This is a genomic window from Nocardiopsis halophila DSM 44494 (assembly GCF_000341245.1).
GTDB lineage: Bacteria > Actinomycetota > Actinomycetes > Streptosporangiales > Streptosporangiaceae > Nocardiopsis_A > Nocardiopsis_A halophila.
Window position 1 is genome coordinate 1 of record NZ_ANAD01000133.1, and the last position, 19,699, is coordinate 19,699.

The window sequence follows — 19,699 nt, forward strand, 5'->3', positions numbered from 1 at the left end:
CCAACGCCGCCCTCGCCGCGCTGCTGGTGCTCGTGCTGGACCAGGGCATCGCCGGGTCGGCCTGGGCCACGGTGGTCGCCCAGTGGGGCGGCGCCGCCGTGTACCTGGCGGTGGTAGTGCGCGCCGCCCGCAGGCACGGGGTGTCCCTGGCACCCGACGCGGCCGGGCTGAAGGCCTCGGCGGCCGCCGGCGCCGCGCTGTTCGTGCGGACCGTGTCGCTGCGGGTGGTGCTGGTCGTCACCACCGCGGTCGCCGCCCGCCTGGGCGACCAGGAGATCGCGGCGCAGCAGGTCGCCTTCCAGCTGTGGTCGCTGCTGGTGTTCGCGATGGACGCGATCGCGGTTGCCGCCCAGGCGATCATCGGCCGCTACCTCGGGGCCGGGGACGGGCGCGGGGCGCGGGCCGCCACGCGCCGCATGGTCGAGTGGGGCGTCATGATCGGCGCGGTGTTCACCCTGCTGGTGCTGGTGGTGCGCCCCTGGGCGCCCCTCCCCTTCACCGACGACCCCGGCGTGCACGCGCTGATCCTGTCGGCACTGCTGGTCGTGGCGCTGCTGCAGCCGCTGAGCGGGGTGGTGATGGTGCTCGACGGCATCCTGATGGGCGCCGGCGACCAGCGCTACCTGGCCTGGGCGAGCTTCTGGACCATGCTCGCCTTCCTGCCGTGCGCCGCCGCGGTGCTGTGGACGACGCCCCCGGGATCGCCCGACTCGCTGCTGCGGCTGTGGCTGGCGTTCGGCGTGTGGATGGTCGCGCGGGGCATCACCCTGGGCCGGCGCGCCCGCGGCGACGCGTGGGTGGTGCTGGGGGCGGAGCGGAACTGACCCGCCCGGACTCCCGCTCAGCCGTCCTCGCCCTCCCCCTCGGCCCGTCCCTCGGACGCGCCCTCATCGGCGCCGTCCGCCCGCATCGCGTCGCGCTCGCCGATCGCCGGCCCATGGTAGTACGGCGCGGTGCGCTCCCCCGCGGGCTGCGCCGGGTAGGTGGGCAGGTTCTCCTCGGGGAGCTCGGCCAGGGCGAGCAGCTCCAGGCGCTGCTCGGCGGTGCGCATCCGCGCGGCGACGTCCCTGCGCAGCTCGGGCAGCATCCCGTACAGCCGGTCGCCCGGGCAGCTGGTGGCGTTGTAGTCGCGGTGCCCGACGATGCACTCGGCCGGGTCCAGCCCGTAGACCAGGCACAGCCAGGCGCAGGTGTCGGCGAGCGCGTCCATGAGCGCCTCGGGCGGGGCGGCCGAGGTGTAGAGCCCCTCGTTCTCGATGCCCACCGTGTGCGAGTTGTGGTTCGCGGTGTGCGCGCCGATGACGTGCCGGCCGTCGCGGATGGCCTGGAGGCTGCGGTTGCGCCCCTCCATGATGTGCCCGCCGCGGGAGATGGTGAGCTGCTGGCCGGTGTCGTCCCAGCCGTTGTTGTCCATGTGGTGGCGCTGGATGGAGCGGGAGAGCGCCGCCGCGTGGCTCTTGGAGTAGTCGGTGCTGTTGGGCGTTGCGGTGTGGTGCACCACGATGTGGTCGGGCCCCTCGGTGAGGGTCGCGAACCGCCGGGGCCTGCGGGCGCCCCAGTCCGACCGGGTGTAGACCTTCGGGGCGGCGACGGCGTGGGCGGGCGCGGGGGCGGCCAGGTCCGCCGCGCCGCCGAGCAGCACCGCTCCGGCGGCCAGGACGCCGGCCCGCACGACGGTACGCCGACTGGGACCGTTCGACTGCGGGAACACCTGCTCGTGACTGCCCATCTCGGCCTCATCCTTCCTGTGGGGCGACATGCCCACAGGCCACGATAAGTTACAAATAGTAATCAAAGAATCACTATGGGCAATACGGCGTGTCCGCCGGCGGAGCGCCCGGGAGCGGAGCCGGGGACGCCCCCGGGGGCCCCCGGAACGACGAAGGGCCCCGCCCCCGCAGAGCGGGGAGCGGGGCCCAAGGGGCGGCGGCGCGCTCAGGCGCCGACGACCTCCAGCGCGATGGTGGCCGAGACCTCCGGGTGCAGACGGATCTGCACCTTGTGCTCGCCGACCGACTTGATCGGGTTGCGGATCTCGATCCGGCGCTTGTCGACCTCGGGGCCGCCGGCGGCCTTGACCGCGTCGGCGACGTCCCCGGCCGTGACCGAGCCGAACAGCCGGCCGCCGTCGCCGGCGCGGCGGCCGAGCTCGACGCGGACCGAGCGCAGGCGCTCGGCGATCTGCTCGGCCTCGTCCAGCGTGCGGATGTCACGGGCCTGGCGGGCGCGGCGGATGGAGTCGATCTGCTTCTGGCCGCCCCGGGTCCACCGGATGGCGAACCCGCGCGGAAGCAGGTAGTTGCGGCCGTAGCCGTCCTTCACCTCGACGACGTCGCCGGGGGCACCGAGACCGTTGACCTCGTGGGTCAGAATCAGCTTCACGACTAATACCTCCCTCGGATATCCCCGTTTAGCGAGCGGTGCTGGTGTAGGGCAGCAGCGCCATCTCGCGGGCGTTCTTGATCGCCGTCGCGACGTCGCGCTGGTGCTGCGTGCAGTTGCCGGTGACGCGGCGGGCACGGATCTTGCCGCGGTCGGAGATGAACTTGCGCAGCAGAGTGGTGTCCTTGTAGTCGATGTAGGACGCCTTCTCCTGGCAGAAGAGGCAAACCTTCTTCTTGGGCTTGCGTGCTGCCGGCTTCGCCATCGTGGTGCTCCTTTGTCAAGAGCCCCGGATTGGTCCGGGGATGGTCTGTTGGACAAGTGTGGCCGTCGCGGAGGCCCTTAGAACGGGGGCTCGTCGGAGAACCCGCCGCCGCCGAAGCCGCCGCCACCGCCGTTGGTCGCCCAGGGGTCGTCGGCCGGAGGGCCGGAGCGGCCGCCCTGGGAGCCGCCGCTGAAGCCGCCCCCCTGGTTGCCGTATCCGCCGCCCTGCTGGCCGCCGAAGCCCCCGCCACCGCCGCCGCCGAAACCGCCGCCCTGGCCGCCGCCCTGGCGCTGCGTGCGGGCCACCTTGGCGGTGGCGTAGCGCAGCGCGGGCCCGACCTCCTCGACGTCGATCTCGAAGACGGTGCGCTTCTCGCCCTCCTTCGTCTCGAAGGAGCGCTGCTTCAGGCGCCCCTGGACGATGACGCGCATACCGCGCTGGAGGCTCTCGGCCACGTTCTCGGCGTACTGGCGCCACACCGCGCAGCTGAGGAACATGGACTCGCCGTCCTTCCACTCGCCGCTCTGGCGGTCGAAGACGCGCGGTGTGGAGGCGACGCGGAAGTTGGCGACCGCGGCCCCGCTGGGGGTGAATCGCAGCTCAGGGTCGTCGACGAGGTTGCCGACGAGCGTGATCTGGGTCTCGCCTGCCATGAAAGGCTCCGGTTCCTATCGGTTCGGATCAGGCGTGCGGGGCGTTGCCGCGGACGCGGACCTAGTGGACCTCGGGGCGGAGGACCTTGGTGCGCAGGACGGACTCGGTCAGGTTGAGCTGGCGGTCCAGCTCCTTGACCGTGGCGGGCTCGGCCGACAGGTCGATCACCGCGTAGATGCCGTCGGTGTTCTTCTCGATGTCGTAGGAGAGGCGGCGCTTGCCCCAGACGTCGACCTTCTCCACGGAGCCGCCGTCGTTGCGGACCACCGCGAGGAACTTGTCGAGCGACGGGGCCACCGTGCGCTCATCGAGGTTCGGGTCGAGGATGACCATGACTTCGTAACGACGCATACCGTCGTACCTCCTCTGGACTGTCGCGGCCATGGTCTCTCCATGGCAGGAGGGCTGTTGAGCCAGACGAACGCCAAGATTACCAGCTGTCAAGGGGCTGATTCGCCGACTTCGCGAGGGGCCTTCCGGGCCTCCTCACCTGCCCAGGCGGCATCGACCGTACCGCCTGCGCGCCCCGCCGCGAGGCAGTCGGCGACGGTCAGCGCGCACAGCAGGGCCAGGGTGCCCAGCCGGCCCAGGGACAGCACCGCGTACCCCTCGAAGCCCAGGCCGGCCACCGTCCCCTCGGCGGCGGCCGTCGCGTTGAGCAGGTGCTGCCAGATCCCGAAGAAGTAGCCGACCTCCGCCAGCTGCCACAGGCCGAAGGCCGCCACCGGCGGCCAGGTGCCCAGGTTCCTCGGCCAGGCGAGCACGGCCAGAGGGATGAGCCAGAGGACGAACTGGGGCGACCACACCTTGTTGGTGATGAGGAAGGCGGCGACCGTGAGCAGGACCAGCTGCTCCAGGCGCGGGGGCCGCCGGGCGGCGATCCCGAGGACGGCGATCAGGGCGCAGGCGGCCGCGAGGCCGTAGGTCCCCGCCGCGTTCACCAGGTCGTGGTCGCCGCTGTCGAAAAGGCCGAAGCCGCCCAGGACGTAGTAGACCGACCCCCAGTCGGTGCCGCGCTCCTGGCTGAAGGTGAAGAAGGTCGCCCACCCCTCGGGGGCGGCCAGCGCGACCGGGGCGTTGGCGACCGCCCAGGCCGCCAGCGCCCCGCCCAAGGGGCGCAGCAGGTCGCCGGCGGCGAGCCCCCCGCGTCCCAGGAGGCGGCGCAGGACCAGGACGAGGATCGGTCCGAAGACCAGGAACGGATAGAACTTGGCGGCCACGGCCAGGCCGATGAGCGCCCCGCCGCCCCACTGCCACCGGCCCCCGCGCGCGTACAGCGCCAGACCGACGGTGAACAGGGCGACGGCCAGGTGGTCCCAGTTGATGTAGGCCGTGAGCACCCCGGCCGGCAGGAGCGCGGTGACGCCCCCGGCGAGCAGCGCCCTGCGGCGGTCGAAGACGGCCCCTTCCGGAGGGTGCACTCCCCCGCGCCCCGCGAGCCACCCCGTGGCCAGCACGGTGGCCGTCAGGCAGATGCCCATCACCAGCGCGGTGAGATCGAAGTAGGCCATGGCGCGGCTCAAGGGGTCGGGCAGCCAGGACACCGAGCGCGCGGCGAGGTGCATGAACCCGCCCGTGAGCACGGGGTACTCGACGGGGAGGTCGATGTAGGGGACGAGGCCCTGGTCGAGCTTGTCCCGGTAGTAGAGGGGGAAGACGTCGCTGTAGCAGCCGGCGGCGTACTGGCCGCCCTCCAGCCACGCGCCCCCGAACCGGCACGGGTACTTGGCCAGGTAGCCGAGGAGCGCCCCCAGGGCGCCGAGCGCCGCGAGCGCTCCCCAGGGGGCGGACGCGGCCCCTCGCTCTCCCTCTTCGGCCGGAATACGCCGAGTGCCGGCGGCGGTCGCCTGACCGCCGCCGGCACTCGGGTGTCCGGCGCCTCCGGACGTGGAGGTCACGTCACTCCTGTTCGCATCGGCCCCGCCGCGGCGGGGGGCGCCTACTCCCGTCGGCCGAAGATGCCTCCGCCGCCGGTCTCATCGTCGTCGCCGCCCCCGGGACCGCCGGGATTCTCCCCTCCGGGGTCGCCCGGATCGGTGGTGCCGCCGGGGTCGCCGCCGTCCCCGCCGCCGCCCTCGTCGTCGCACTCCTCCCACCACGGGTTGCACTCCTGACCCGGGGGGGTGCTCGGGGGCGACGTGGTGGGCGTCTCCGAGGGCTCCGGGGGCTCAGGCGTGTCGGACGGCTCCTGGGTCGGACGCTGCGACGGCTCGTTCGACGGCGAGGGGTCGACCGGCAGGAAGTCCTGCTTGGAACCGATCTTGGCGGGGGCCGGGAACTGCTTGACCGGCTCGCCCTCCATGGCGGTGTCCATGAAGGCCTTCCAGACCTTAGCCGAGGTCGTACCGCCGTAGACGTCCGCCTCGCCCGGGATCACGATCTGCTTATCGCTGTCCCGGAACAGTCCGACCGCCGTCGCCAGCTGCGGGGTGTACCCGGCGAACCAGGCCGACTTGGCGTTGTTGGAGGTACCGGTCTTGCCGGCCACGGGGCGGCCGTCGTCGAGCATGGCGTTCTTGCCGCCGCCGTCGGGCGAGACGACCTGCTGCATGGCGTAGGTGGCGTCGGCGGCCACGTCCTGGCTGAAGGCGCGCTCGCCCTTCTCCAGGAGCTCGGCGTCCTTGGGCTGGACCTCCTGGTACTCGCCCTGGTCGTCGGGCATCTCCACCTTGGTGACCATGTGGGCCGGAATGTGCACGCCGCCGTTGGCGAAGGTGGCGTAGCCGGTGGCCTGATCCAGGGCGCTCACCTGGTAGGTGCCCAGCGCGATGTTCGGCCCGATGTCGGCTGTCTCGAACTGCTTCTCCGCGATGCCCGCGGCCTTGGCGGTCTCCACGACGGCCGCCGGGGTCGTCTCGATGGCCAGTTGAACGAAGGCGGTGTTCACCGAGTGCTTGGTGGACTCGGTGAGGTTGACGACGCCCCAGTCGCGGTTGCTGTCGTTCTGGATCTCGCCTTCGATGCCCTCGAACTTCTGCGGGGAGGAGCCGTCGAACTCGCTCTGCAGGCTGATGCCCTGGCCGAGGCCGGTGGCGAGCACGTAGGGCTTGAAGGCCGAACCGGCCTGGGCCCGCTCGATGAGGGAGTTGTTCCGGTCCTGAGTGAAGTCCGTTCCGCCGCGGAAGGCCTTGATCTCCCCGGTGGCGGGGTCGACGGAGGTCAGCCCGTAGTTGGTGTCCTCCGGCATCCCCTCGGGCAGGACCTCGCCGAAGACCTTGTCGGCCTTGTTCATCAGCTTGGCGTCGAGCGAGGTGGTGACCCGCAGGCCCCGGGAGACGATCTGCTCGTCGGTGAGCCCATAGCGTTCCTTGAGCTCATTGATGACGGCATCGCGGACGTACCCCTTGTGGCCTTCGGTCAGGTCCTCCCCCAGCGTGTAGGGGACCGTCTCGGGGAATTCCAGCTTGTCGGCCTCGGCCTTGGAGATCCCGTAGTCCGGGTACTCCTCGTGCATCTTGACCATGCCGCCGACCGAGTCGTCCCTCCAGCGCTCCTTGAGGATCTCCTCGATGTCGGGGTCGGCCTCGTAGTTCTCGAAGTTCCCCGGCTGCTGGATGATCGCCCCGATGAAGGCGCCCTCGGCCTGGTCGAGCTCGCCGACGTCCTTGCCGAAGTAGGCCTGGGAGGCGGCCTGCACACCATAGGCACCGCGGCCGAAGTAGATGGTGTTCAGGTACTGCTCGACGATCTGTTCCTTCTCGAGCTTCTGGCCCAGCTTGATGGAGATCATGATCTCCTTGGCCTTACGGGTGATCGTCTGGTCCCGCGTGAGCGTGTCGTAGTAGTTGCGGGCCATCTGCTGGGTGATGGTCGACCCGCCGCCGGCCGAGCCGCCGCTGAGCACGGCGCGCATGGTGCCGGTGATCGAGATGCCGCCGTCGCTGGGGAAGGTGCGCTGCTCGGTGCCGAGGACCCCGTTGATGACGGTGTCCGGGATCTCCTCGTAGCTGACCGGCTGGCGGTTGATCTCACCGGTGGTGACGATCTCCTCTCCGGCCTCGCCGTCCTCGCCGGCGTAGGAGATGACCGTGGCCTGCTGTGTGGCCTCCGACTGTGCCCGCATCTGGTCCGGTCCGGGGGTGACCGCATAGGCCACGAAGAACGCCACGACCCCGCCGATGAAGAGCACGCCGGCACCGATCAGCATCGGCTTCCACGCCTTGGACCAGAAGCGCCGGATGGGCCCGCGGTCGTCCTCCTCGCGCGCGGGCGGGCGGCGGCGTCCGCCGCCGCCTCCCCCGGACCGGCGCGCCCCGCCGGAGCGGGCGCCGTGGTCGCGGTCGCGCTCGCGCCCCTCCGGCGGGCGCCTGCGCCCGCCGGAGCGCGGACCCTCCGAGCGCGCGCCCTCGGAGCGGCGCCGCGGCCGCTCGTCGTCCCAGAAGCCGCTGTCGCCGCCGTCGTCCCGGCGGCGCCCGACGGCGCGTTCGTCCGCGGCCGGACCGCCGGCCCGGCGCCTGCCGCCGCCTCCGCGCGGCGCGTCGTCCGACGGGCCCGAGGCCCGCCGACGGCCGCCGCCGGCGTTACGTCGTCTTTCGGTACTCACGCGTCCTCGATTGCTGATCTACGGCCGTACGGCCTGACGACTCGGATGGGGAGCGGGGCGCTCGGCGCCCCATGGGGGATACGGTCCCGGTCGGGCGCGCCCGGGGGCGTCGTCCGTGTAGGGGACGCGCCGCCGACGGACGGGGTTTTCCGGCCGACCGGAATACGTGGTCCTCGGCTTCCTCCTGTCGCTGGACCTCCTGGGAGCGGACTCGGCCCGCGGCGCACGGCGGCCGCGGTGGCGCTGTGCGCTCGGCTCCGGTCCGGCGCGCGTCCGGTGCACGTCCGCGCCGCCCCGGGTAAAGCAGGCGCCACGCTAGAGGCACGGTGCCATATAGCACAACCCAGGCCGCGAGGTTACCCCTCGACGCCCCTGAGCGGGTCACGGTCCGGACAACACGGGGGTTCGGCACGCAGCGTACTCCGCGCCGGAGGGACCAGGGAGGGTCCCGCGCCAGATGGGGCCCATGAACGGCGTCTGCGCAGGGTACTCAAGGGCAAAGAAAGAGCAAAGCGCGGGCTTTGCCCGCGCCTTGCGAAAGTGATCCACGCAACACCGCCGTCCGGCGGTCGTCACGCTCCGGGGTCGAGGGCGGGGGGTTGCCCCCCTGCGTCGCCGTCACCGCCCCCGCCGCCTGTGCCGCCCGAGCCGCCGTCCTGGCCGCCGTCACCGCCTCCGGTGCCGCCGTCCTCCCCGCCGGTCCCGCCGTCCTGGCCGCCGGTCCCGCCGTCCTGGCCGTCGCCCCCGCCGTCCGGGCCGGGCGTCTCCTGGCCGCCGCCGCTGTCACCGCCGTCACCGCCTCCGGTGCCGCCGTCGGACGTGGGCTCGTCGGTGGGCGTCTCGTCGGGGGTCTCCTCCGGTTCCCGGGCGGGCGCCTCCTCCTCGGCCGTCTGCGGGTCCTGCGGCTGCACCGGCGCCCCCTGGTCGCCCCCGCCGCCCCAGACCGGCTCCGGGGANGCCGTCTCCATGAAGTCCTTCCAGATGAGGGCGGAGGTGGTGCCGCCGTAGACCGCCCCGACGCCGGGCAGCTGGAGGGGCTGCCCGTCGGCCCGGCTCAGCCCGACCGCCACCGACAGCTGCGGGGTGTACCCCACGAACCACGCGGCGGTCGCATTGTCGGTGGTCCCGGTCTTGCCGGCCACCGGGCGGCCGTCGGCCAGCGCCGCCGAGGAGCCGGTGCCGCCGTCCACCACCTGCTGCATGGCGTAGGTGGCGTCGGCCGCGACGCCCTCGCCGAAGGCGCGCGTGCCCTCCTGGAGCAGCGCGGCGTCCTCGGAGCGGAGTTCGCCGTCGTCGCCCTCGACGCCGGTGACCATGTGGCGGGGCATGTGCACGCCGCCGTTGGCGAAGGTGGAGAACCCGGAGGCCTGGTCGAGGGCGGTCACCTGGTAGGTGCCCAGCGCAATGTTGGGCCCCAGCCCGGCGGTCTCGAACTGCTTCTCGGGGATGCCGGCCGCCTCGGCGGCGTCGCGCACCTTCTCCGGGCCGATGTCGACGGTCAGCCCGACGTAGGCGGTGTTGACCGAGTTCTCCGTGGCCTCCAGCAGGCTGACCGGGCCGAAACTGCGCCCGGAGTCGTTGCGCACCGGCGCTGTGAGCCCGGGGAAGGACTGCGGCGAGCTGCCGTCGTAGACGCTGTTGAGGCTCTTGCCGTCCTCCAGGCCGGCCGCCAGCGCGTAGGGCTTGAACGCCGACCCCGCCTGGGCCCGCTGCCCCAGGGAGTTGTCGGTGTCGTTGACCGGGTCGCTCCCGCCGTGGAAGGCCCTGATCTCGCCGCTCTCGGGCTCCACCGCGGCCAGCCCCTCGACAGTGCCCTCGGGGACCTCGCCCAGGGTGTCGTCGAAGGCCGAGGCCGCGGCCTCCATCAGGTCCTTGTCCAGGGAGGTCTGCACCGTGTAGCCGCCGGTGGCGATCTGCTGGTCGGTCAGGTCGTAGCGGTCGGCGAGCTCCCGGACCACCGCGTCGCGGATGTAGCCCTCGGACGGGTCGGAGTACCCGGCGCCCGGCTCCCAGGGGACGGTCTCGGGGAACTCCAGGGAGTCGGCCTCCTCCCGGGTGATGCCGTGGTCGGAGTCGACCTCGTGGGCCTCTGCGGCGCCGTCGACCGCGTACTGCCAGCGCGCGCGGAGGTCCTGCTCGGCCTCGGAGCCGGGCTCGGGGTCGGTGAAGTCGCTCGGGCGCTGGATGAGCGCGCCGATGTAGGCGCCTTCGGCCTGGTCCAGTTCGCCGACGTCCTTGTCGAAGTAGGCTTGGGCGGCGGCCTGCACCCCGTAGGCGTTGCGGCCGAAGTAGACCGTGTTCAGGTACTGGGTGATGATCTCGTCCGGGCTCATCCGCTGTGCGACCTTCAAGGAGATGAAGATCTCCTTGATCTTGCGGGTGTAGGTGCGCTCCTGGGACAGGCCGTCGTAGTAGTTGCGGGCCATCTGCTGGGTGATGGTGGACCCGCCGCCGGCCTCGCCGCCGCTGAGCACGGCCCTGGTGGTCCCGGAGATCGATACGCCCGGCGTCTTGTAGAAGTTGCGCTGCTCGGCGCCCAGGACACCGTTGACGACGGTGTCGGGGATCTGGTCCCGGGTGACCTTGGTGCGGTTGACGCTGCCGGTGGTCGTGGCCTTGGAGCCGTCGGCGTAGTGGATCTGCGAGGCCGAGACGGCCGCGTCCCCCTGGGGCTGCAGGTTCGAGGGCCCCGGCGTGAGCGCGTAGGCGACGGTGAACGCCGCGGCCCCCGCGACGACGAGGGCGGAGACCCCCATGAGCACCCAGTGCAGGACGCGCCGCCATGTGGGGAGCGCCTCCCCCTCGGCCGCGGTCCGCGCCTCCTGACGTCCCTTGTTCACAAGCATCCTCACTCGCCTGCGGGAGCCAGGAGGAGGGGCCTGCCTCGGCCGCGCGGCGGTCACTGTCGGCGGGGGACGCCTCTCGGGCCGACATCTCGTTCAGGTAGAGAAACGGTCCCGGAAATACTACGTGACGTGCACGGGTACACCCCGTACCGCTCACCGTGCACCCGGAGACCTATATCGACTGGATATAGTCATACGCGCATAAAGCACGTGTATGTTCACGTTCCACGCCCGGCGGGGGGGCGTCGGGAACAGAACGGCCGCCTCCGAAGCTGACGTCAATGCGCGGCGGAGCGGCCGTGCGGGTAGTCGACGACGAGGATCGGCCGAAGGAGGTGCGGCGGTGAGCACGCGCAGAGCGCGAGTCCTGGAACTCGCCGTCCTCGGCCACCTCTCCGAGGCCCCCATGCACGGCTACGAGCTGCGCAAGCGCCTGAACCGGGAGCTGGGCGCCTTCCGGGCCTTCTCCTACGGGTCGCTCTACCCCTGCCTGAGGCACCTGCTGGAGGACGGCCTGGTGGAGGCCGCCGAGCCGCGGCGGGACGCCGGGGGCAAGCGCTCGCGCATCGTCTACCGCCTTACAGGGCCGGGCCGGGGCGCGCTGGAGCGCCTGCTCTCCCAGAGCGCCCCGGCCGACAACGACGACGACTGCTTCGGCGTGCGCTTCTCGCTCTTCGGCCGCCTCGGCTCCGACGTCCGGCTCCGCATCCTCGGCGGGCGCCGGGACCGGATGCTGGAGCGGCTGCAGGGGCTGCACGACCGCATGGAGGGCCTCTCGGAGCGGGGCGACCCCTACACATACGAACTGCACCGGCACCGGGCCGAGACCGTCCAGCGCGAGGTGGACTGGCTCGACGGCCTGATCGAGCGGGAGCTGTGGTGCGCCGGGCGGGACGGAGGCGCCGGTGTCGGTACCGGCGCCTCCGTTCCGCCTCGGGGCACCGCGCCCCCGGGCGGACGCCGGCGGTGAGGCGGCCCCGTGCCGCAGAGCGCGGCGCCCTGAGGGCGCCGCGCATTCCACGTCAACGGATCAGAAGGAGCAAGGACCAATGGGTTCGGTACGCGTAGCCGTCGTGGGCGTCGGCAACTGTGCGGCGTCGCTCGTCCAAGGCGTCCACTACTACCGGGACGCCGACCCGCAGACCCGGGTCCCGGGCCTCATGCACGTCGAGTTCGGGCCGTACCACGTGCGGGACGTGGAGTTCGTCGCGGCCTTCGACGTGGACGCCAAGAAGGTCGGCCACGACCTGTCGGACGCCATCTCCGCCAGCGAGAACAACACCATCAAGATCTGCGACGTCCCGCCGACCGGCGTGACCGTCCAGCGCGGCCCCACCTTCGACGGCCTGGGCCGGTACTACCGCGAGGCCATCGAGGAGTCCGCCGAGGACGCCGTGGACGTGGTCGCCGCGCTCAAGGCCGCCAAGGCCGACGTCCTGGTCAGCTACCTGCCGGTGGGCTCGGAGGAGGCGGACCGCTTCTACGCCCAGTGCGCCGTGGACGCCGGTGTGGCGTTCGTCAACGCGCTGCCGGTGTTCATCGCCTCCGACCCCGAGTGGGCGGCCAAGTTCGAGGCGGCCGGCGTGCCGATCGTCGGCGACGACATCAAGTCCCAGGTGGGGGCCACCATCACGCACCGCGTGATGTCCAAGCTGTTCGAGGACCGCGGCGTCGTCGTCGACCGGACCTACCAGCTGAACTTCGGCGGCAACATGGACTTCAAGAACATGCTCGAGCGCGAGCGCCTGGAGTCCAAGAAGACCTCCAAGACGCAGTCAGTCACCTCGCAGATCCCGCACGAGCTGAACGCGGGCGCCGTGCACATCGGCCCCTCGGACCACGTGCCGTGGCTGGACGACCGCAAGATGGCCTACATCCGCCTGGAGGGGCGGGCGTTCGGCGACGTGCCGCTGAACCTGGAGTACAAGCTGGAGGTGTGGGACTCCCCCAACTCCGCCGGGATCATCATCGACGCGATCCGCGCCGCCAAGATCGCCAAGGACCGCGGCATCGGCGGGCCGATCCTCTCGGCGTCCTCCTACTTCATGAAGTCCCCGCCGGAGCAGTACAGCGACAGCGAGGCGCACAACCGGGTCGAGCGGTTCATCGAGGGCGAGGCCGACCGCTGAGCCGGCCGGGGCGGCCAGCCGCCCCGGCCCCGGGCCGACACGGCGACTGACCGACGAGCGGCCGAATCGACGTGTCGGCGAGTCGGCGAGTCGGCGAAACGGCAGATCCACGTGTCGCCCGGTCGCTCTGTCCCCGAGTCGACAGGGCGACCGGGGGCCCGGGCACCCGAGCGCCGTTCAGGGGGCCGCCCCGCAGGGGCGGCCCCCTCGTCGTGTCCAGGGCCGCCGTACGCTTGGCGCGTGTCGTTCTTCGGTGATCTGCGGACCGTGCTGCGCGGGGACCGCTTCCGCCGCCTCTTCGCGACCCGGGTCGTCTCGCAGTTCGCCGACGGGATGTACCAGGCGGGGCTGGCCGGGTACGTGTTCTTCTCCCCCGAGCAGCACACCACCGCGGGCGGGGTCGCGGCGGCGTTCGCCGTGCTGCTCCTGCCGTTCTCGGTGGTCGGGCCGTTCGCCGGGGTGCTCATCGACCGCTGGTCGCGCCGCCAGGTGCTCCTGGTGTCGGCCCTGACCAAGGGCGGACTGGCGGCGGCCACCGCGGTGCTGGTGGCGGTCGGCGCGGACGGGGCGCCGTTCCTGTTCGCCGCGCTGGTACTGCTCAGCGTCAACCGGTTCTTCCTGGCCGGGCTGTCGGCCGCGCTGCCGCACGTGGTGGCGCGCGACCGGCTGATGATGGCCAACGCGGTCACCCCGACCTGCGGGACCGCGGCGAGCTTCCTGGGCGCGGCCGCCGGTGCGGGACTGCGCATCCCCGCCGGGGACGGCCCGGCGGGGACCGCGGCGGTGCTGGCCGCCGCCGGGGTGCTGTTCGCGGCCGCCGGGGCCCTCGCCCTCACGCTGGGCCGGCGCGAGCTCGGCCCGGACCTGGAGGACGCGCCGCCCCGGGTGCGCGCGGCGCTGCGGGGCACGGTCTCGGGCCTGGCCGACGGTGCCCGGCACATCCGGGGGCGGCCGCCGGCCCGCGACGGTCTGGCGACGATCGCCGGGCACCGCTTCGTCTTCGGCATCTCCACGCTGATGACGCTGCTGCTCTACAACAACACCTTCACCTCCGGGGGCGTGGCCGGACTGGCCGGGTTCAGCGCCGCCCTGTCGGCCTCGGCGGTCGGGTTCCTCGCCGGTGCGGTGGCGACACCGTGGGCGACGGCCCGGATGGGCCCCTCGGCCTGGATCGCGGGGCTGCTCGCCTTCGGCGCCGTGGTCCTGCTGGTCTTCGGGCTCCCCTTGTCCCCCGCCCTGTTCCCGGTCGCCGCCTTCGGCCTGGGGGTGGTGTCGCAGGGGGTGAAGGTCACCGTCGACACGCTGGTTCAGCGACATGTCGACGACGCCTTCCGGGGACGCGTGTTCTCCGTCTACGACATGCTGTTCAACGCCGCCTTCGTCGCCGCGGCAGGGTTCGCGGCCGCCACGGTCCCGCCTTCTGGGGAGAGCGTCCCGGTCATCCTCGCCATGGCGGCCGTGTACGTCGCCATGGCCGGTGCCTGGACGGTCCGCGCCTCCAGGCGGGATGTCGGCAGGGACGAGGAGGCCCCGGTGGGTTGAGCGCGCCTCCGCGCTCGCTCCGGCGGTCACACCGACGGTCACGCCGGTGGCGGGGTGCGGAATCCGTGGCACAGGTCCGGGCGGAAGGCGAGCAGGGCGGCGCGCAGGTGGGACCGGGGCGCGCGCTCGGGCCGGAGGGACTCGTCGTCAAGGGCGTGCATCTGGGAGCGGAGGTCGGCCTCTTTCACGGCCGGGGCGGTGATCCTCAGGCGTGCCGCGGGGAAGTCGACCAGTCGCGCCACGGCGGACGAATCCGGCCGCTTCTGCATTGCCGCGGTGAGCCGGAGGCCCACACCCGGAACGCCCCAGGTGCCCAGTCGGTCCTCCCCCTTGAGGAAGATGTCGATCACCTCCGTCCGGGAGTAATCCGCGGTGGTGCGCACGTCGCGGCTCTCGCGGGCGGCGACGGCCTGAACCCGCTCCCATGGCACCTCGGTCGTCACGGTGGCCCGCGGCCGCATGGTCCTCTTCCGGATGAAGGCGATCCCGTCCTCTCCAACGCGCACGCCGACGGGCGCGGTGGCGCGCGGGAGCGTCCACAGGGCGACGGCCAAGGCCACCGTGCTGAAGAACACCGGCACGAGAAGGACGAGAGACAGCAGGCCGGCCAGGAGCGTCCCCCAGCCGAACGGGTTGGACGCGAGGAATGCCGAGCCGGCGAACACGGCGGCCCAGAGAGCGATCCGCCCCAGCACGTTCACAAGCGTGTGCCGATGGTCGACGAACACCGGTGCGCCGGAGAGCGGCCGCCGTTCCCCCGGGTCCCCCGGCTCCCCCGAGGACGCGGAGGCGGGCACGGCGGAGGCCGGTGCGCGGTGGTCGTACTCCGGGACGAACCACTGCTCGGCCTGGAGGCCCGAGGGGAAGAGGTCGGGGCGGACCGAGGAGACGAGCGGGGTGAGCGCCCGGACCGCCTTCTCGGACTCGGCGCCTGCGCCGCCCAGCCGCACCCGCAGCGCGCGGCCGTCTCCCGATGCGGACGCGTCCGCGGCCACCTCGCCCACGTCGACCTTGTCGGGCGGGACCCGCTCGGCACGCGCCGCGTCGGGCAGGCCGGGCACCTCCCTGCGGAGGTAGACGTCCAGCACCGGGCGCCTGACCCCGTTCCTGTTCCCCTCGGTGTAGCCCACCTCGCGCGCGCTGACCACCCGCACGGCCTCCCAGGGGACATGGGCCCGTCCACCGGGCGACCACCACCGCCGCTCCTCATCGATGTCCAGCCCTCCGGGGAGGACGTCGACGGTCCAGCGGGTCCGGCGGCGCGGCACCCGGTAAAGGGCGAACAGCAGGCCGACGAGCACCCCCAGAACGAGCACCCGGTGGAAGAGGTAGCCGTCGGACCACAGGGCGCCGACCCCCTCCGTCCGGAGTGCGTGGACGGTGCCGTAGCCCAGGCCGCCCACGGTCGCGGCGACGACGGCCAGCAGAGCGGCGGCGGCGGTGAATCCGCCGCCTCCCGCGCGCATCACCACGGGGCCGTTCGCACGGGAGCCGGTTTCGGACGGGGCGTCCGGCCGCTCTGAGCCCGTCGGCCGCCGGTTCGCTGAAAAGGACATGGGCCGATGATGGCGGACCGCCGGAACGTCCCGACAGGCGCCCGCCTTCCCCGTTCTCCTCTCTTCACGGGGTCGACATGTCGCGAAGGCGGGAAGTCGCGAAGGCGGGAGAACGGCATGGCGACGGGGCTCCGCGGCGATGGCGCCGCGGGGCCCGTCCTCAGCTCTCCTTCACCGGCTCCAGGCGCAGCTCCGGCCCTTCGAACGCCGCGCGCATACGGCGGTCGTGCGTGGTGACCACCACCGCCCCCGCGTAGTCGGCGAGGGCCTGCTGCATCTCCTCCACCAGGAGCGGCGACAGGTGGTTGGTCGGCTCGTCCAGGAGCACCACGTCGTACTCCCGGGTGACCAGCCGTGCCAGCTCCAGACGGCGCCGCTGGCCGACGGACAGCACACCGACCGGGCGGTGCAGGTCCTCCTCACGGAACAACCCCAGTGCCAGCAGGGCGCCGGCGTGGTCCTCGGGGTGTCCGGCCAGGCCGTCGGCGAAGGCGTCCAGCAGGGTCGCCTCCGACCGTCCCCGGCCGTCCTCCCCCACCTGCTGCTGCAGGTGCCCGACGCGCCCTGCGACCCGGACCCGACCGGAGCCGGGTGCCAGTTCCCCGGCGAGCACGCGCAGGAGGGTGGTCTTCCCGGCCCCGTTGGGCCCGGTCACCAGGAGACGGCGCCCCTGCGGCAGGGGGCGCCCGNGGAACGTCCACCCCTTCGGCCTCCACCGCCGCCGGAGCGGCCCGATCGGCGTCCACACCCTGTGGAGGAACGGCCATCCGCGCGGCGAAACGCAGCGGCTCCGGCGGGGGCGGCACCGGGTGGGCCCTCAGCCGCTCCAGCCGGCCCTGCGCCATCCGGATACGGCTCGCCGCACCGTGGTCGCGCGAGCGCAGCTTGAACGCGCCGTGCCCGAACGCGGCCTTGACCTGCCGGCGCGGGATCGCGTCCATCCGGAAGGCGTTGGACGCCACCAGTGACCGCTGGCGCGCCACCTCGTGCCTCCACTCCTCGTGCTCCCGCGCCCACCGCTCCCGCTCGGCCGCCTTGGCCCGCAGGTACCCGGTGTAGCCGTCGCCGTACCGCCGCACCCGCCGCAGGTCGGCGTCGACCTCCAGGATCGCGGTCGTGACCCGGTCCAGGAACTCCCGGTCATGGGTGACCGCGACGACGGTCCCCCGGTGCCGCCGGAGCCGCTCCTCCAGCCACGCCACGGCCCCGTCGTCCAGGTCGTTGGTGGGCTCGTCCAGCAGCAGCAGCTCCGGATCGGCGGCGAGCACCCCCGCCAGGGCGAGACGGGACCGCCGGCCGCCGGAGAGCGTACCGACCGCCCTGCCCCTGTCGAGGCCGGGCAGCCCCAGCGCGGCCAGGGCGGTGTCGACGCGCGCGTCGGCGCCGTACCCGTCCCGCGCCTCGAACTCTTCGACCAGCCGTCCGTACTCCTCCAAGGCGGCCGGGTCCGCCGTGCCGTCGGGCGCGGCGAGCGCGCGCTCGGCGGAGCGCATCCGCCGCTCGAGCGAACGGAGGTCGGCGAGGGCGAGGTCGACGGCATCGGAGACGGTCGCGTGCGGGGGCAGGTCCAGCGTCTGGGCCAGGTACCCCACGCCGCCCCGCGCTCGGGTCCCGACCGATCCGGCGTCGGGCTCCTCCTTACCGGAGAGCAGGCGGAGCAGCGTGGACTTTCCGGACCCGTTGTCGCCGATCACGCCGACCCGCTCGCCGGGCCGGACCGTGAAGGACACCCGGTCCAGGACGACGCGGTCGACATAGCGCTTCACGGCTTCGGCGACGACGACCCCGGAGTTCGCGTTGAGGCCCGGGGCGGGGTTCCCGGCAGGGTTCCGGTCGGAGTTCCGACCGCGGGCCCCCTGAGTACGCGGATATACGTGGGTCATGGTGCGTGCTCCCTTCTCGATGGCGTCCTTGGCACAAGGCCGCCCGATTAGGGCGGCGCTTCAGCGCCCGAGAATCAGCACGCACTCTCCTCACGTCGGCCGTGCGGGGACTTCCCTGAGCGGGACGGCATCCGTCTCGCCCGGCCGCAGAAACCATGCGCGATCGGAGCCTGGAAGTCAACGGATTTCCGTCGGACGCCCTCAGCGAAGCGGCCGGGCGCCGACGGCGCGCAGCGGCGTGACATGGACGCGCCCCGAGGCGGACGTGTCTCTGAGTGGATGTGGCGCGAAGTCGACACGACGAGAAGACCCCATAGGGACATCCCCATGGGGCGGCGAGGATCAGGCCTCAGGAGTCCTCGGTGATGCCCTGTTCACGCGCCCAGGACTTCAGCTCCGCCTCCGCGGTCTCCCGCTCCATGGGGCCGTTCTCCAGCCGGAGCTCGAGCATGTACCGGTACGCCTTGCCCACGAGCGGGCCCGGCTTGATGCCCAGGATCCGCTGGATCTCATTGCCGTCGAGGTCCGGGCGGATCTTGTTCAGCTCCTCCTCCTCGGCGAGCCGGTCGATCCGCCGCTCGATGTCGTCGTAGGCCCGGGCGAGCGCGGCCGCCTTGCGGCGGTTGCGGGTGGTGCAGTCGGCGCGGGTCAGCACGTGCAGCCGCTCCAGCAGGTGCCCGGCGTCGCGGGCGTAGCGCCGCACCGCCGAGTCGGTCCACTCCCCCTTGCCGTAGCCGTGGAACCGCAGGTGGAGCGCGACCAGCTTGCTGACGTCGTTCACCACCTCTTTGGAGAAGCGCAGCGCGCTCAGCCGGCTCTTGCTCATCGAGGCCCCGACCACCTCGTGGTGGTGGAAGGTCACTCGGCCCCCGGACTCGAACGCCCGGGTCTTGGGCTTTCCGACGTCGTGCAGCAGCGCCGCCAGGCGCAGCACCAGGTCGGGCTCCATACCCCGGCTCCGCTCCAGGTCGATGGCCTGGTCGAGCACGGTCAGCGAGTGCTCGTAGACGTCCTTGTGCCGGTGGTGCTCGTCGATCTCCAGGCGAAGCCTGGGGATCTCCGGCAGCACGTAGGCGGCGATGCCCAGGTCCACCATGAGCTCCACGCCCGTCCGCGGGGCCGGGCTGACCATCAGCTTGCTCAGCTCGTCGCGGATCCGCTCGGCCGAGACGATCTTCAGGCGGTCGGCCATGGAGGCGGCCGCCTCGCGCACCTCCGGCGCGAGCGTGAAGCCGAGCTGGGCGGCGAAGCGCACCCCGCGCATGATGCGCAGCGGGTCGTCGCCGAAGGAGTCCTCGGTCCGCCCCGGGGTACGCAGCCGGCGGGCGCCCAGGTCCTCCAGGCCGCCGAACGGGTCGCAGAACTCCCGGGAGGGCAGGCGCACCGCCATCGCGTTGACGGTGAAGTCGCGCCGCACCAGGTCCTCGTCGAGGGAGGTGCCGTAGTCCACCTCGGGCTTGCGCGACTTGGGCGAGTACGACTCGCTGCGGTAGGTGGTGACCTCCAGCTGCACGCCCTTCCGGCGCAGCCCCACCGTGCCGAAGTCGATGCCCACGGTCCACACCGCGTCGGCCCAGCCCTCCACCAGCTCCAGGATGCGCTGCGGCACCGCGTCGGTGGTCAGGTCCAGGTCGTGCACCTCGCGCCCGAGCAGCGCGTCCCGGACCGGGCCGCCCACCAGGGCCAGTTCGTACCCGGCGGCGGCGAACCGCTCGCCCAGCTCGGCCACGGCCGGGTCGACCGTGGCGAACAGGCGCGCGACGGCCTCGCCCTGGTCGGCGAGGGGTTCGGCGGACGGGGTCTGGCCAGGGAGCGAAGTGTTCGACACATCAAGAGAGGGTAGGCGGCGCGCCCGGGTGGTGCGAATCGGCGCGCTCCCGGACGACCCGTGCGCACGCG

14 protein-coding genes and 1 pseudogene are annotated in these 19,699 nt (G+C 72.6%); 4 read left to right on the forward strand and 11 right to left on the reverse strand.

The window, feature by feature from the left end:
- Window positions 1-824: MATE family efflux transporter (locus D450_RS0115535; protein WP_017539581.1), on the forward strand; the 824-nt coding region annotated here is incomplete at its 5' end.
- Window positions 825-841: 17 nt separating this feature from the next.
- On the opposite strand, the gene D450_RS0115540 is transcribed toward D450_RS0115535, so the two are convergent.
- The 8 genes from D450_RS0115540 to D450_RS0115575 form a co-directional block, all read right to left on the reverse strand.
- The gene (locus D450_RS0115540) at window positions 842-1,729 is read right to left on the reverse strand and encodes a peptidoglycan recognition protein family protein (RefSeq protein ID WP_017539582.1); all 888 of its coding nucleotides are present in this window, start codon (window positions 1,727-1,729) and stop codon (window positions 842-844) included.
- A 206-nt stretch (window positions 1,730-1,935) separates the two neighbouring features.
- On the reverse strand, window positions 1,936-2,382 hold the full coding sequence (gene rplI, locus D450_RS0115545; protein ID WP_017539583.1) for a 50S ribosomal protein L9: 447 nt from the start codon (window positions 2,380-2,382) through the stop codon (window positions 1,936-1,938).
- 28 nt (window positions 2,383-2,410) lie between these two features.
- Window positions 2,411-2,647, reverse strand: coding sequence for a 30S ribosomal protein S18 (rpsR, locus tag D450_RS0115550; protein ID WP_017539584.1), 237 nt, complete (start codon window positions 2,645-2,647; stop codon window positions 2,411-2,413).
- Between the two features lie 77 nt (window positions 2,648-2,724).
- Window positions 2,725-3,300, reverse strand: coding sequence for a single-stranded DNA-binding protein (locus D450_RS0115555; RefSeq protein ID WP_017539585.1), 576 nt, complete (start codon window positions 3,298-3,300; stop codon window positions 2,725-2,727).
- Between the two features lie 61 nt (window positions 3,301-3,361).
- Entirely contained in the window at window positions 3,362-3,652 is a 291-nt protein-coding gene (gene rpsF / locus D450_RS0115560; protein ID WP_026123554.1) for a 30S ribosomal protein S6, read from the reverse strand.
- 89 nt (window positions 3,653-3,741) lie between these two features.
- Window positions 3,742-5,199 carry a glycosyltransferase family 87 protein gene (locus tag D450_RS0115565; RefSeq protein WP_017539587.1) on the reverse strand — a complete coding sequence of 486 codons (1,458 nt, stop codon included), beginning with the start codon at window positions 5,197-5,199 and terminating at the stop codon, window positions 3,742-3,744.
- A gap of 41 nt (window positions 5,200-5,240) precedes the next feature.
- Window positions 5,241-7,844, reverse strand: coding sequence for a transglycosylase domain-containing protein (locus D450_RS0115570; RefSeq protein ID WP_017539588.1), 2,604 nt, complete (start codon window positions 7,842-7,844; stop codon window positions 5,241-5,243).
- A 572-nt stretch (window positions 7,845-8,416) separates the two neighbouring features.
- The gene (locus tag D450_RS0115575) at window positions 8,417-10,690 is read right to left on the reverse strand and encodes a transglycosylase domain-containing protein (protein WP_449289467.1); all 2,274 of its coding nucleotides are present in this window, start codon (window positions 10,688-10,690) and stop codon (window positions 8,417-8,419) included.
- A 343-nt stretch (window positions 10,691-11,033) separates the two neighbouring features.
- On the opposite strand from D450_RS0115575, the gene D450_RS0115580 reads away from it, so the two are divergent.
- The 3 genes from D450_RS0115580 to D450_RS0115590 all read left to right on the forward strand — a co-directional run bounded on the left by D450_RS0115580 (window position 11,034) and on the right by D450_RS0115590 (window position 14,361).
- Window positions 11,034-11,660 carry a PadR family transcriptional regulator gene (locus tag D450_RS0115580; RefSeq protein ID WP_017539590.1) on the forward strand — a complete coding sequence of 209 codons (627 nt, stop codon included), beginning with the start codon at window positions 11,034-11,036 and terminating at the stop codon, window positions 11,658-11,660.
- A 79-nt stretch (window positions 11,661-11,739) separates the two neighbouring features.
- Window positions 11,740-12,819, forward strand: a complete 1,080-nt coding sequence (locus D450_RS0115585) for an inositol-3-phosphate synthase (protein WP_026128577.1) — start codon at window positions 11,740-11,742, stop codon at window positions 12,817-12,819.
- Between the two features lie 240 nt (window positions 12,820-13,059).
- Window positions 13,060-14,361 carry an MFS transporter gene (locus D450_RS0115590; protein WP_017539592.1) on the forward strand — a complete coding sequence of 434 codons (1,302 nt, stop codon included), beginning with the start codon at window positions 13,060-13,062 and terminating at the stop codon, window positions 14,359-14,361.
- 38 nt (window positions 14,362-14,399) lie between these two features.
- Here the strand turns inward: D450_RS0115590 and D450_RS0115595 are convergent, their stop codons facing one another.
- The 3 genes and pseudogenes from D450_RS0115595 to D450_RS0115605 all read right to left on the reverse strand — a co-directional run bounded on the left by D450_RS0115595 (window position 14,400) and on the right by D450_RS0115605 (window position 19,628).
- Window positions 14,400-15,827, reverse strand: a complete 1,428-nt coding sequence (locus D450_RS0115595; RefSeq protein ID WP_241483173.1) for a hypothetical protein — start codon at window positions 15,825-15,827, stop codon at window positions 14,400-14,402.
- A 250-nt stretch (window positions 15,828-16,077) separates the two neighbouring features.
- Window positions 16,078-17,683: pseudogene (gene abc-f, locus D450_RS35640) on the reverse strand (ribosomal protection-like ABC-F family protein).
- A 466-nt stretch (window positions 17,684-18,149) separates the two neighbouring features.
- On the reverse strand, window positions 18,150-19,628 hold the full coding sequence (locus D450_RS0115605; protein ID WP_017539594.1) for a CCA tRNA nucleotidyltransferase: 1,479 nt from the start codon (window positions 19,626-19,628) through the stop codon (window positions 18,150-18,152).
- Window positions 19,629-19,699 lie beyond the last annotated feature (71 nt).